The sequence below is a fragment of the Streptomyces sp. NPDC044002 genome (genome assembly GCF_056434525.1).
Genome location: NZ_JBWKEZ010000028.1, coordinates 40,110 through 52,876 on the forward strand (window position 1 = coordinate 40,110; position 12,767 = coordinate 52,876).

General features: G+C 74.2%; 12 protein-coding genes. 7 read left to right on the forward strand and 5 right to left on the reverse strand.

Going from position 1 to position 12,767, the window contains the following annotated elements:
* Window positions 1–2,524: serine hydrolase (locus AC07A6_RS21470; protein WP_478778140.1), on the forward strand; the 2,524-nt coding region annotated here is incomplete at its 5' end.
* A gap of 29 nt (window positions 2,525–2,553) precedes the next feature.
* Window positions 2,554–3,078 (forward strand): N-acetyltransferase family protein, encoded by a 525-nt coding sequence (locus tag AC07A6_RS21475; RefSeq protein WP_478778141.1) that lies wholly within the window; start codon window positions 2,554–2,556, stop codon window positions 3,076–3,078.
* A 7-nt stretch (window positions 3,079–3,085) separates the two neighbouring features.
* Here AC07A6_RS21475 and AC07A6_RS21480 read toward each other — a convergent pair whose 3' ends face one another.
* Together AC07A6_RS21480 and AC07A6_RS21485 are read right to left on the reverse strand one after the other, a co-directional pair.
* Window positions 3,086–3,562, reverse strand: coding sequence for a nitroreductase family deazaflavin-dependent oxidoreductase (locus tag AC07A6_RS21480; protein ID WP_478778142.1), 477 nt, complete (start codon window positions 3,560–3,562; stop codon window positions 3,086–3,088).
* Between the two features lie 86 nt (window positions 3,563–3,648).
* On the reverse strand, window positions 3,649–4,224 hold the full coding sequence (locus tag AC07A6_RS21485) for a helix-turn-helix domain-containing protein (RefSeq protein WP_362462267.1): 576 nt from the start codon (window positions 4,222–4,224) through the stop codon (window positions 3,649–3,651).
* Between the two features lie 153 nt (window positions 4,225–4,377).
* Here AC07A6_RS21485 and AC07A6_RS21490 point away from each other — a divergent pair, with 153 nt between their 5' ends.
* The 4 genes from AC07A6_RS21490 (at window position 4,378) to AC07A6_RS21505 (ending at window position 8,304) form a co-directional block, all read left to right on the forward strand.
* The gene (locus AC07A6_RS21490; RefSeq protein WP_478778143.1) at window positions 4,378–5,157 is read left to right on the forward strand and encodes an ABC transporter permease; all 780 of its coding nucleotides are present in this window, start codon (window positions 4,378–4,380) and stop codon (window positions 5,155–5,157) included.
* Window positions 5,154–5,870 carry an ABC transporter ATP-binding protein gene (locus AC07A6_RS21495; RefSeq protein WP_478778144.1) on the forward strand — a complete coding sequence of 239 codons (717 nt, stop codon included), beginning with the start codon at window positions 5,154–5,156 and terminating at the stop codon, window positions 5,868–5,870. The genes AC07A6_RS21490 and AC07A6_RS21495 overlap by 4 nt, the downstream gene beginning before the upstream one ends.
* Before the next feature lie 273 nt (window positions 5,871–6,143).
* The gene (locus tag AC07A6_RS21500; RefSeq protein ID WP_478778145.1) at window positions 6,144–7,151 is read left to right on the forward strand and encodes an ABC transporter substrate-binding protein; all 1,008 of its coding nucleotides are present in this window, start codon (window positions 6,144–6,146) and stop codon (window positions 7,149–7,151) included.
* 43 nt (window positions 7,152–7,194) lie between these two features.
* Window positions 7,195–8,304 (forward strand): aryl-sulfate sulfotransferase, encoded by a 1,110-nt coding sequence (locus AC07A6_RS21505; protein WP_478778146.1) that lies wholly within the window; start codon window positions 7,195–7,197, stop codon window positions 8,302–8,304.
* A gap of 25 nt (window positions 8,305–8,329) precedes the next feature.
* Here AC07A6_RS21505 and AC07A6_RS21510 read toward each other — a convergent pair whose 3' ends face one another.
* The gene (locus AC07A6_RS21510; RefSeq protein ID WP_478778147.1) at window positions 8,330–9,055 is read right to left on the reverse strand and encodes a hypothetical protein; all 726 of its coding nucleotides are present in this window, start codon (window positions 9,053–9,055) and stop codon (window positions 8,330–8,332) included.
* 341 nt (window positions 9,056–9,396) lie between these two features.
* Between AC07A6_RS21510 and AC07A6_RS21515 the strand changes: the two genes are divergently transcribed.
* Window positions 9,397–10,986: a phospholipase D-like domain-containing protein gene (locus AC07A6_RS21515; protein WP_478778148.1), complete on the forward strand. Its 1,590-nt coding sequence runs from the start codon at window positions 9,397–9,399 to the stop codon at window positions 10,984–10,986.
* Window positions 10,987–11,020: 34 nt separating this feature from the next.
* Here AC07A6_RS21515 and AC07A6_RS21520 read toward each other — a convergent pair whose 3' ends face one another.
* The gene (locus AC07A6_RS21520) at window positions 11,021–11,410 is read right to left on the reverse strand and encodes a hypothetical protein (protein WP_362462246.1); all 390 of its coding nucleotides are present in this window, start codon (window positions 11,408–11,410) and stop codon (window positions 11,021–11,023) included.
* 336 nt (window positions 11,411–11,746) lie between these two features.
* Window positions 11,747–12,664: a MurR/RpiR family transcriptional regulator gene (locus tag AC07A6_RS21525; protein WP_362462243.1), complete on the reverse strand. Its 918-nt coding sequence runs from the start codon at window positions 12,662–12,664 to the stop codon at window positions 11,747–11,749.
* Between the last annotated feature and the right edge of the window lie 103 nt (window positions 12,665–12,767).

Sequence of the window (12,767 nt, forward strand, 5' to 3'; positions counted from 1 at the left end):
CCTGACCAAGCGCGAGGCAAGCACCCCCAAGACCGAGGCCGACGCCGACGCCCCCGCCCGGCCGAAGGCGGCACCCACCGACCCCCGAACCCGCACCCTGGCCGGACGCGAACCGGAGAACACCGCCCCGGAGCCGGAAACCGACACCCCCACCCGCACCCTGACCAAGCGCGAGGCAAGCACCCCCAAGACCGAGGCCGACGCCGACGCCCCCGCCCGGCCGAAGGCGGCACCCACCGACCCCCGAACCCGCACACTCGCCGGGCGCGAGCCGAAGGACGCCGCCCCGGAGTCGGAAAGCGGCGCTCCCGTCGGCGCCCTGGCCGGGCGCGGGGCGGAACGCGACGACGCCGAGCCGGAGCCCGCGAAGGACACCCCGGGCGGGCGTGAACCCGCCGGCGCCCCGGCGGGACGCGAGGCGGCCGACGCCGCCCCCGCCGACGCGGGATCCGGGACCGGCACCCCCGCCGAGCGGGAACCCGTCCGCGCCTCGGAGTCGACCGCCGCGGACGAGGGAACGGGCACGGCCCCCGAGCCGGACGACGATGCCCCCGCACGTGCGTCTGGCGGGGCCGGCCCGGAGGCGGAAGCCGACACCACCACCGGGCAGGCGGAGTCGGGGGACGAGCCGGCCGCGGGCAGCGGGTCCGGTGCGCGGGAGACCCCGGGCGGGGACGCGACGGGGGACCGCTCGGGCGGCCCGGCTCACGACGCGTCGGCGGAGGCCGGAAAGGACCGCCCGCGCCCGTCCTGGGCGAAGGGCGACACCGCTGAGGGCGACAACCCCGCGGACGGCACCACCTCGGCCCGGGCCGAGAACCGCCCGCGCCCCTCATCGGCGAAGGGCAACACCCCTGAGGGCGACAACCCCGCGGACGACACCGCACCGGCCCGGGCCGGCGACCGCCCGCGCCCGTCCTGGGCGAAGGGCGACACCGCTGAGGGCGACAACCCCGCGGACGGCGCCGTGCCGGCCCGGGGCGGGGACCGCCCGCGTCCGTCCTGGGCGAAGGCGGAGGACGGGGAAGGCTCCCCCGCGGGCAAGGGGGCCGGCGCGCCCTCGCCGGCTAGGGAGGCGCCCACCGCACGCAAGGGCGCGGCAGCGCAACCGCACGACCCCGAGCGGACCAGCGAGTTCGTCGCGCTCAAGGACCCCGACGCCGTCAGGCCGTCGCAGCCGCAGCCGCAGCAGCGCCCGGCGCTGGAGCCCACCCGCGAGACCCCGCTGCCGCCGCTCGAACTGCTGGCCGAGCTGACCAACACCGCTCCCCCGCCGGAGACCCCGCGCCGCACCCTCACGCGCCGCGTCAAGGTGTGGACGCCGATCGTGCTGCTGCTCGGCGGCGGCATCGCGGGAGCGCAGATGCTGCGCCCGCTCCCCGCACCGACGTTCGTCACCGAGCAGACCTCGCACACCATCGAGGGCTCGACCACCATCCCCTGGCCGGCCAAGGGGCAGGCAGCGGTCCGCTTCCCCGGCTCGGGAGTCATCAGCACGTTCGGCGAGCAGAAGCCGGTCCCGACGGCCAGCGTGGGCAAGGTGATGACGGCGTACGTGATCCTCAAGAACCACCCGCTGCGCAAGAACGAGCCCGGCCCCGCCATCGAGATCGACGCCAAGGCGGTCGCCGAGGGCAAGTCCGAGGACGAGTCCCGGATCAAGGACCTCACCCTCGGGCAGAAGTTCAGCGAGCAGGACATGCTCAAGATGATGATGATCCCGTCCGCCAACAACATCGCCCGCCAGCTGGCCCGTTGGGACAGCGGGAACGACGAGGCGGCCTTCGTCGCGAAGATGAACGCGGCCGCGAAGGAACTCGGCATGCGGGACACCACGTACACGGACCCGAGCGGCCTGGACGCCGGCACGGTCAGTACCGCCGTGGACCAGCTCAAGCTCGCGGAGGCGGTGATGCGGGAGGAGGCGTTCCGCCAGATCGTGGAGCTGGCCTCGTCCCCCGTCAAGGGGCGAACCCAGGCGGTCGACAACAACAACACCCTGCTCTCGGTCCGCGGTCTGGGCGCCGTGGGCATCAAGACGGGGTCCAGCACCCCGGCGGGCGGCACCCTGATGTGGGCCGCGGACAAGAAGGTCGGCGGCGAGAGCCCGCTGATCCTCGGTGTGATGATGGAGCAGCGCGTGGACGGGCCGGACCCCAACGCCGCGAAGAGCCTGGAGCTGGTGCTGAACAACAGCCGCAAGATCATCGAGGCGGTCCGCAACACCCTCGCCCCGGCCACCGTCATCCGCAAGGGGCAGCCGGTGGGCCACGTGTCCGACGGGCTCGGCGGCTCGACCCCGCTCGTGGCCGCGAAGGACCTCACCGTGGTCGGGGTACCGGGCCAGCAGCTGCGGCTCTCCCTCGGCGCGGGCGCGAAGCCGCTGCCGCACGAGGCCAAGGCCGGGACGGAGGTCGGCGTGCTGACCGTGGGCGACGGGCTCGGCGCGAAGACCGTGCCCGTCGCGGTCGGGACCGATCTCGTCGAACCCTCGTTCGGGGCCCGGGTCACCCGCCTGTCCTGAGGCGGACGCCCCTGTGGTTGCATGGCCGGATGGACGTCCGGCCGCGTGAACCCGAGGACCTCGGCGCGTGCGTGCGCGCACTCGCCGAGGTCCACCACGGCGACGGCTACCCGGTGGACTGGCCCGAGCGGCCGCGGGACTGGCTGTCGCCGCCCGCGCTGCTCGGCAGCTGGGTGGCGGAGCGGGAGGGCCGCGTGGCCGGGCACGTCGGGCTGTGCCGCAGCGGGCCGGGCGACTCGGCGCCGGAGCTGTGGAGCCGGCGGACGGGGGTGCCCGTGGAGGGCACGGCCGTCGTCAGCCGGCTGTTCGTCGCGCCCGGCGCGCGCGGGCACGGGACCGGCGCCCTGCTGATGGCGCGGGCCGTGCGCGGGGCGCGGGAGCTCGGGCTGCACCCGGTGCTCGACGTGGTGGCCTCCGACACCGCGGCGGCCGCGCTGTACGAGCGCCTCGGCTGGAGCCTGCTGGCGACCGTCGAGCAGCGCTGGGCGCCGGACCGGCTGGTCTCCGTACACTGTTACGCGGCGCCGGAGGACGCCCCGGCGGACGGCGCCTGACCTCCCGTCACCTCGTGCCGCGGCCCTGCGGCCCCGCGGCCGGGTGGTCGGGTTCGAGTACGAAGACGGGGATCACCCGGTCGGTCTTCTCCTGGTACTCGGCGTACGGCGGGTACGCGGCGACCGCGCGCCGCCACCACCGGGCCTTCTCGCCCCCGGTGATCTCACGGGCCGTCATGACGCGGCGCTCGGGACCGTCCTGGAGGTCGACCCGCGGGTGGGCCTTGAGGTTGAAGTACCAGACCGGGTGGCGCGGGAAGCCGGCCTTGGAGGCCACGGCCGCGTACCGCCCCTCGTGCTCCACGCGCATCAGCGGGATCTTGCGGATCCTGCCGCTCCGCGCGCCGCGCATCGTGACGATGACGACCGGCAGACCGGTGTCCCAGAGCGTCGTGCCCTGCGTGCCGCCCGAACTCTCGTACAGCTCGACCTGTTCGCGCACCCACCGCGCCGGGCTCGGATCGTATTCGCCCTCAAGAGGCATCGTGTCCACCCCACTGCCGTGTACGGACCGTGTGGGGACATTCCAGCACGGTCCTCACGCGAAAGGGGAGACCGCCGTTCCGGGGGTCACGGGCTGGCGATGACGAGCAGGGTACGGGCGGCCGCCGCGCCCCCGCCGGCGAGCACGCAGCGGTGCGGCAGGTCGCCGCGGTGGTGGGCGCTCTGGCCGGCGGTCAGCAACAGGGGTTCCTCGCCCCGCACTTCGAGGACGACGGACCCTTCCAGGACGTAGAGGAAGTCCTCGCCGGGGTGCTCGAACCAGCCGCGTTCGCCCTGCCCCGGCTCGAAGTGGTGCTCGTAGGCCTCCATCAGCGCGCTGCGCCCGCCCGGGATGAGCACCTGGGCCACCTGCCCGGCGGCCTCGCTGACGCGGATCACCTGCGGGTCGCTCTCGTGGCTGACCACGCCCGGCCGGCCCGGCGGGCGCAGGAAAGTCCCGGGGGCCACGTCGAGGGCTTCGGCGATCCGGTAGATCGAGCTGAGGCTGGGCGTGGCCAGTCCGCGTTCGAGCTGGCTGAGGAAGGGCTGCGAGAGGCCGGAGCGGGCGGCCAGTACGGCCATGGAGACCCGGCGTGCCGTGCGGCACTCCCGGATCGCGCGGCCGACCTCGATGGCTTCGGGGGTGGGTTCGGGGCGGGACACGCTGGTGAACGTACCCCATCGGCTTCCGGCGGCCGGGTGGGCCCGGGAGGTTTCGTACTGCTGCAACACCCTGTTCATAAGCCTCGTCAATTATTGACCTCACTTATGAACCACAGGCCGGCGACGGCCGGACAGCAGATGAGGAGTGCTCGCGTGCACGCCACACCCTCCCCCACGGGCCGGGCCCTCGGCCGGTTCGGCCCGCCGGCCGGCGCGGCCGCCGCCGTGCTCGGGCTCTGGTCCCTGCTCGCCTGGTCGGGCGCGGTGGCCCCGGGGCTGCTGCCCACGCCGGCCGACACCCTCGCCGCGCTGGCGGACAGCGCCCGCAGCGGGGTGCTGGCCGACGACCTGCGCGCGAGCCTGGCCCGCGCGGGGCAGGGCTTCGCGCTGGGCGCGGTCCTGGGCGGCGCGCTCGGGTTCGCCACCGGGTACCTGCCGAGGCTGTCGGCGGCCGTCACGCCGGTGGTCTCCTTCCTCCGGCCGATCCCGGCCATCGCGCTGGTACCGCTGGCGACGGCCTGGTTCGGGATCGGCGAGAGCGCCAAGCGGCTGCTGATCGCGTACGCCGTGCTCCTCGCGGTCTGGCTGTACGTGCACGACGGGGTCTCGCGGGTGCCGGTCTCGCACCTGCGGGCGGCCCGTTCGCTGGGGGCGCCGCTGCACCGGCGGTTCACCGAGGTGCTGCTCCCGGCCGCCGCGCCGGCGCTGCTGGCCGCGCTGCGCTACGGGGCCTCGGTGGCGCTGCTGGCCCTGGTCGCCGCCGAACTGGGCGGCGCGGACAGCGGGCTGGCGTACCGGCTCCAGGTGGACGGCCAGTTCCTGCGGGTGGACCGGATGTTCGCGGGGCTGCTCGTGCTCGGGCTGCTGGGCGTGGCGGCGGACCTCGTGCTGGCTGCCGTCGGGCGCCGGTTCGTGCACTGGAGCGCGTCATGAGCCTCGAAGTGCGCCTGGAGGGGCTGACGGTGGGCTACGGCGCTGCGCCGGTGCTGGAGCGGACGGACCTGGTGTTCCCGGCGGGGTCGTTCACCGCGCTGCTGGGGCCCAGCGGCTGCGGCAAGTCCACGGTGCTGAACACGGTGGCCGGCTTCGTCCGGCCCGCGTCGGGCCGGGTGACGGCCGGGTCCGTGCCGGTGGAGGGGCCGGGCCCGGAGCGGGGGGTGGTCTTCCAGCACTACGCCCTGTTCCCGTGGCGCACGGCCCGGGGCAACGTCGAGTTCGCGCTGAAACGGCTCGGGCTGCCGCGCCGGGAGCGGCGCGAGCGGGCGCTGGCCGCGCTCGCGGAGGTCGGGCTGGCGGACGGCGCGCACAAGTACCCGGCGCAGCTGTCGGGCGGCATGCAGCAGCGCGTCGCCCTGGCCCGGGCGCTGGCGGCGGAGCCGGAGGTCCTGCTGATGGACGAGCCGTTCGGGGCGCTGGACGCGCTGACCCGGGGCCGGATGCAGGACCTGCTGCGGGAGCTGTGGCGGCGCAGCGGGACCACGGTGCTGTTCGTGACGCACGACATCGACGAGGCGCTCGCCCTGGCCGGGCGGGTGGTGGTGCTGGGCGCCTCTCCGGGCCGGGTCCTGGCGGACCACCCCGTCCCCCCGGGCCCCCCGGACCCGGACCTCCGCGCCCTGATAGCCCGCCACCTGACCACCGTCTGACCCCGCCCACTGCCCGAAGCCCGGAGCCCGGCGCCGAACGGCCCCTACCCCGCCCCGGGCCGCGGCCCCCGAGGCCCGGGCATCCGTCCCCGCCGCCCACCCGGCCGGACCAGGACCCGCGGAGCCCGCGATCCGGGCCGGCGCTGGCCGGCCGACGGCCCGCGCGGCACGCGCCCCTCGACCCGGGGGCGACCCGCCCTCCGGCCGGCGCCCCGACCCGCATGACCCCCGAGTCCCACCCCCCGTACCCCGATCCGGAAAGGACCGACTGCCATGCCCCGTCCCGGAGGCAGAACCAGACCCCGCGCGGCAGCCGCCGTGCTGTTCGCCGCGCTGCTGTCCCTGCTCGCCACCGCCTGCGCGCAATCCCCGGAGGGGAGCGGGCGGAGGGCCGTGACCGTGGCCGGGAGCGATCAGCTCGGCGGTGCGCCGGTGTACCTCGCGCAGGAGCGGGGGCTCTGGGCCGAGGAGGGGCTCGACGCCACCGTGACCACCCTGTCCACCGGACGGGACGCGCTCAACGCCGTCCTCGGCGGGCAGGCCCATTTCGGGGTCGTGGGCGACCTGCCCGCCGTGACGGCCGCGCTCGGCGGGCGGGACGTGCGGATCGTGGCCGACCTCTCGCGGTTCTCCGACTGGCGCCTGCTGACCCGTACCGACCGCGGGATCACCGGCTTCGCCGCGCTCAAGGGGCGCAAGGTCGGGGTCCCGCAGGGCACCAACGTCGAGTACGCCCTGAGCCGGATGCTCGCCTCGGAGCGGCTGACCCCGGCCGACGTGACCGTGGTCAACCTGGCTCCGAACCAGGTCGCGGCGGCGCTCGCCCGCGGCGACGTCGACGCCGGGGTCACCTTCCCCAGCTTCTACGACGCCGCCCGCACCGCCCTGGCCGACCGCTACGCCGAGGTCCCCTTCTCCGGCTACACCGCCCGCACCCTGCTCGTCTCGGGCCCCTCCGCCGACGACGCCGCGGCCACCGCCGTGCTGCGTACGGTGCTGCGCGCGCAGCGGGCCGCCGAGGCGGATCCGGCCGCCGCGCGGGCGGCCGTCGTCGCCCAGTCCAAGGGCGCGCTCCAGGCCGGCTACGTCGACTCCTTCCAGCCCCGCTACACGTACGGCGCGAGCCTGACCCCCGAGCTGCTCGCCCAGCTGGCCGACGAGGCCGCCTGGGCCAAGGCCGCCCAGAACCTGCCCGGCGCCGCCGACCGGCAGGCCCTGCGCGAACGGCTGCGCCCCGCACCCCTGACGGCGGCCGACCCGGCCGCCGTCACCCTCCGCTGACCCCCTCCGCCCTCCCCTTCACCAGGAAGCAGGTACGACACCCATGACCGTCGACCAGAACACCCTCCGCCGCCGCGGCACCGGACTGCGCGCCCACGACCCCGTGCGCAGCTACGGCGGCTACACCCTCTACACCCCCATCACCGGCGACGGCACGATCCACCTCGTGGACATCGAGGGCAAGCCGGTCCACACCTGGAACTCCCCGCACCCGCCGGGCCGCCAGGCGCAGCTCCTGCCGAACGGCAACCTCTTCTACGCGGCGAAGGACACCTCCGGGCCGACGCTCTTCCCGATCTGGGACGTCTACCACGGCGGCATCTTCCAGGAGCTGGCCCCGGACTCCACGGTGCTGCGCGAGGCCCGGCACCCCTTCCACCACCACGACGCATCGATCCTGCGCAACGGCAACCTGCTGATCACCGGCGTGGAGCCGCTGTCGGCGGCCGACGCCGCCCGGATCCGGGGCGGGATCCCCGGTTCGGAGGCGCCGGGCGGGGTGGTCTACGGGGACGTGGTGTACGAGCTGACCTGGGAGGGCGAGGTGCTGTGGCGCTGGGCGGCCATCGAGCACCTGGACCCGGAGGAGGTGCCGCTGAACCCGCACTTCGCCCGTGAGCACTGGCCGATGGCGAACACGGTCAACGAACTCGCCGACGGCGGGATCGTGGTGGGCTTCCGCAGCGCTTCGACGACGGTGGCCGTGGACCGCGCGGACGGCTCCGTCCGCTGGCGGATCGGCCCGGACGTACTGGCGCAGCAGCACCACCCGCACGAGCTGCCGGGCGGCAACATCCTGGTCTTCGACAACGGGACCTACCGGGACACCACCTCGGTGCCGTACTCGCGGGTGCTGGAGCTGGATCCGGTCAGCGGCGCGGAGGTGTGGTCGTACGAGGACAACCCGCCGCAGAACTTCTTCAGCCCGTACATGTCCAGCGCGCAGCGGCTGCCGAACGGGAACACCTTCGTGGCGGAGGGCTCCTTCGGGCGCCTCTTCGAGGTGACCCCGGAGGGGGACGTGGTGTGGGAGTTCGTGGTGCCGGAGTTCGGTTCGTTCAGCCGGGGCACGGGACTGGAGTCCTCGCGCGGCGCCCAGAACTCGGTGTTCCGCGCCTATCGCTACGGCGCGGACGAGATCCCCTGGCTGTGACGGCCGGCCGCCCCGGCGCCCGGGATCAGTTCCAGGGCGCCGGGGGCATCCGCAGCGCTTCCAGCTCCGCGTCCGCCAGGAGGGCCTCGACGAGCGGGGCGGGACCGGCCACCTTGGTGGCCCACAGGTCGTAGTCGCTGCAGACGACCCACGAGCGGTCCGCGGCCCAGAGGTTGGAGGGGCTGAACTCGGCTTCGGGGTAGTCGTAGAGCGCCTCGGCGTCGCCCAGGCGGCCCGCCCGGACGTGCAGGTTCTCGAAGTCCCACGCGCCGAGCGTCAGGGGGTTGTAGTAGGCGAGGCAGGGGGTGTCGGCCCCCTGGGGGCTGTGCCGCAGGAGGATCCCGACCAGCCGGTTCCAGGTCTCGCGGTCGAGGCTGCCCTCGGTGGGCCAGCAGATGCCGGCCGGGCGGCCGGGCTCTGTCTTGAAGGACGGGAAGCTGCGGTAGCAGGGCGGGAGTTCGGGGGTGGCGACGGGGTCCCCGAGCCGCCGGGCCAGTTCGGTCCAGCGCAGGCGGCGCCAGCCGGGGCCGGGGTGTTCGCCACGGCCGAGGCCTTCCCCGGCGGCCGCCGGCACCTCGGCCGGGCCCTGTGGGTGCTCGTAGATGGCGTGGAAGACCCAGGCCGCGTCGGGCAGTCCGGGGGGCGTGAAGCCGGTGAGGCCGTCGTCCTCGCAGAGCTCGGCCAGCCAGGCGGTCGAGCCTTCGGGGGCGGGCGGCCACCGGTCGGTCACGGAGGTCGGGGTCTCGGGCATCCGGCCATGATCCCATCCCGCCGACGGCGTCCCGCAACCGACGGCGTCCCGCGCTCGACGGCACCCCGGCTCGACGCCATCTCGTGGCCGGCGGAACCGCATTCGGACGACCCGATTCGGACGATCCAATTCCGGCGGCATGTTTCGGCCACATGGCCGGGCCGGATGGCCGGACCCCGTCCGGCGGGCCCGGCCGGGCGCCCCGCGGGGTGGCCGGAAGGCGACCATGCCCGGATGAACAGGGGCTTACGGGCTGGTAACTTGCGCGAGTTGATCAAGGCCGGGGCCCGGAACGACCATGCCGCCCGGCCGGAGCCACCCCCCAGTACCAAGGAACCACATTGGCACGCACCGTCCGCACGACGGCCCTCTCGCTCACCCTCTCCTTCGCCCTGCTCCCCGCCGCGCCGGCCTTCGCCGCCGACTCGCCGACCCCGCACCTGGACTCGATCGAGCAGACCCTGCGCCAGGTCTCCCCCGGCCTTGAGGGCTCGGTCTGGGAGCGCACCGCCGGCAACAGCCTCGGCGCCTCCGCCCCCGGCGGCTCCGACTGGCTGCTGCAGACCCCCGGCTGCTGGGGCGACCCGTCCTGCGCCGACCGTCCGGGCTCGCGCCGGCTGCTGGACAAGACCCGGCAGGACATCGCCCAGGCCCGGCAGAGCGTGGACATATCCACCCTGGCCCCGTTCCCCAACGGCGGCTTCCAGGACGCGATCGTGGCCGGCCTCAAGGAGGCCGTGGCGAAGGGCAACCGGCTCCAGGTCCGCATCCTGGTGGGCGCCGCGCCGATCTACCACGCCAACGTGATCCCGTCCTCGTACCGCGACGAGATGGTGGCCAAGCTCGGCCCGGCGGCCGCGAACGTCACCCTGAACGTGGCCTCGATGACCACCTCCAAGACCGGCTTCTCCTGGAACCACTCCAAGCTCGTGGTGGTGGACGGCGGTTCGGTGATCACCGGCGGCATCAACAGCTGGAAGGACGACTACCTCGACACCGCGCACCCGGTGAACGACGTCGACCTCGCGCTGTCCGGTCCGGCGGCGGGCTCGGCCGGCCGCTACCTCGACACCCTGTGGGACTGGACCTGCCGCAACAAGTCCAGCTGGAGCAGCGTCTGGTTCGCCTCCTCGAACAACGCCGGCTGCATGCCCACCCTGCCCCGTCCGGCCGCCCCGGCCGGCGGCGGCGACGTCCCCGCCATCGCGGTCGGCGGCCTCGGCATCGGCATCCGCCAGAGCGACCCCACGTCCGCGTTCAGGCCGGTCCTGCCGACGGCCCCCGACACCAAGTGCGGCATCGGCGTGTCCGACCGGACCAACGCCGACCGGGACTACGACACGGTCAACCCGGAGGAGAGCGCCCTGCGCGCGCTGGTCGCCGGCGCGAACAACCACATCGAGATCTCCCAGCAGGACCTGAACGCGACCTGCCCGCCGCTGCCCCGCTACGACATCCGGCTCTACGACACGCTCGCCGCGAAGCTCGCGGCCGGCGTGAAGGTCCGCATCGTCGTCAGCGACCCGGCGAACCGCGGCGCGGTCGGCAGCGACGGCTACTCGCAGATCAAGTCCCTGAACGAGGTGAGCGACGCGCTGCGCGGCCGCCTCACGGCCCTCACCGGCGACGAGCGCACCTCGAAGGCCGCGATGTGCCAGAACCTCCAGCTGGCCACCTTCCGCGCCTCGGACAAGGCGACGTGGGCGGACGGGAAGCCGTACGCCCAGCACCACAAGCTGGTCTCGGTGGACGACTCGGCCTTCTACATCGGCTCGAAGAACCTGTACCCGTCCTGGCTCCAGGACTTCGGCTACGTCGTCGAGAGCCCGGCCGCCGCGAACCAGCTGAAGGACTCCCTGCTGGCTCCGCAGTGGAAGTACTCGCAGGCGACCGCGACGTACGACTACGCGCGCGGCCTCTGCCAGGCCTGACGGCCCGGCCCCGGGCCTCGGCTCCGGCTCCGGGTCAGCGCCTGCGCTGACCCGGGGTCGCCGCCAGCAGCAGCGCCTCGGAGACGAGGCGCGCACCGCGGGAGAGGCGGCCGAGCTGCTCCAGCTCGATGGCGTACATCCTGATCGTGTTCTCGATGACCGACTCGGCGACGCCCATCGTCGGCAGCTCGGCCCGGCTGGTGTGCAGGGCGACGCGGACCGCGCGCATCTCGTGCTGGAGCTGGAGCTGCACGTGCCGCGCGAGCAGTGCGTGGTGACGGGTCAGCGTCAGGTAGCTCCCGTAGCGGGCCGGGAGGAGGTCCCGCAGCCAGCGGGTGGCGCTGCGTTCCCAGTCGTGCGTGCCGGGGGCCTTGACCTGCAGGGGCCAGTCCGGGCTGCGCGTGAGGGTGGCCGTCTGGGGCATTCTCGTCACTTCCGAGGGGTGTGGAACTCTGATCGAGAGACTGCTGGGGGGCGGCCTCGGCCCAGGGGTTGACCGAGGCCGCCAGGGGCGCTCCTCCGGGGGATCCACAAGCCTTGACGCGGCACCCGGTCCCGCCGTGAGGAGGTTCGGCGTACTGGGTGGCCGTTCGAAGCGGACGCGGGGAAACGTCCGCCTTTGGCGTCTGAGGGATCCGGAGCGCCGCCGTCAGTAAACATATATACCGTCGAGTAATCAAGGGTATGAAAAATTTCATGCATGCCCAGGCTCTGAATATCTCGCGGTCACGTGCAGGTGCACGACGGGTGGAATCGGCCTTTACAGGAAGAAACCGTGCTGGTCGGCGACCTGCTCGTACTGCTCCAGGCGCGCCTGGGTCCGCTCGGGGTCCGCGTCGGCCATCGCCTGGAGCAGGGCGGCGGAGAGCATGCCGGGGGCCGCGTACGAGTCGAAGACCAGCCGGGAGCCGGTACCGGCGGTCAGCACCACGTCGGCCGCCTCCACCAGCGGCCCGACGGTGGGGTCCGTGATCAGGACGACCTTCAGCCCGGTGCTGCGGGCCGCGCGCAGGGCGGCGAGGGTCTCGTTGGCGTGCCGGGGCATGGCGAAGGCCAGCACCCAGCTCCCGCCGGCCGCACGGCACTGGAGCAGGGCGTCGTAGGCCACGCTGCCGCCCCGGGTCACGAGGCGGACGTCGGGGTGGATGCGGCGGGCCGCGTAGGCGAAGTACTCCGCCAGGGAGACCGAGATCCGCAGGCCCAGCACGGTCAGGGGCACTGACCGGGCCAGCTCGCGGCCGATCTCCAGGACCTGGTTGGTGTCGGCCAGCAGCCTGCGCACGTTCTCCAGGTTCTCGATCTCGGCGTCGACGGCGGCCTGGAGCTCGTTCTGCCGGATCTGCTCCTTGCTGTCCGGCGTGCCGGCGACGGCCGACAGGGCGATCGGCTGGAGCACGTCGCGCAGGGCCGGGTAGCCGCTGAAGCCGAGGGAGGAGGCGAAGCGGGTCACCGAGGGCTGGCTGACGCCCACGCGCTCCGCGAGCTCGGTGATGGAGAGGAAGGCCGCCTCGGTGAGGTGGTCGATCAGGTACTGGGCGATCCGACGCTGTCCGGGTGAGAGGCGGTGGCCGTCGAAGAGCGCGAGGAGCCGGTCGGCCGGCGGCTTCTCCTGCCCCGGCGGGGTCCCGCCGGGCGTGATCGCGGCCGCCTGCGCGCGTGCCTGCTGCCCCGATGACACCGGCGGCCTCCTTCTGACGTCACTCTCCCTCCAACATAGCCCACGCTCCGTGGCCGGATGATCATCCGGGGTACTGGTGCCGCCGCACCGGGCGGGCGCGGCG

What these genes read in the sequence shown, in the direction of transcription:
- AC07A6_RS21475 (WP_478778141.1), top strand. Translation starts at nt 2,554, where the DNA reads ATGGACGTCCGGCCGCGTGAACCCGAGGACCTCGGCGCGTGCGTGCGC.
- AC07A6_RS21480 (WP_478778142.1), bottom strand. Translation starts at nt 3,562, where the DNA reads ATGCCTCTTGAGGGCGAATACGATCCGAGCCCGGCGCGGTGGGTGCGC.
- AC07A6_RS21495 (WP_478778144.1), top strand. Translation starts at nt 5,154, where the DNA reads ATGAGCCTCGAAGTGCGCCTGGAGGGGCTGACGGTGGGCTACGGCGCT.
- AC07A6_RS21500 (WP_478778145.1), top strand. Translation starts at nt 6,144, where the DNA reads ATGCCCCGTCCCGGAGGCAGAACCAGACCCCGCGCGGCAGCCGCCGTG.
- AC07A6_RS21505 (WP_478778146.1), top strand. Translation starts at nt 7,195, where the DNA reads ATGACCGTCGACCAGAACACCCTCCGCCGCCGCGGCACCGGACTGCGC.
- AC07A6_RS21510 (WP_478778147.1), bottom strand. Translation starts at nt 9,055, where the DNA reads ATGCCCGAGACCCCGACCTCCGTGACCGACCGGTGGCCGCCCGCCCCC.
- AC07A6_RS21520 (WP_362462246.1), bottom strand. Translation starts at nt 11,410, where the DNA reads ATGCCCCAGACGGCCACCCTCACGCGCAGCCCGGACTGGCCCCTGCAG.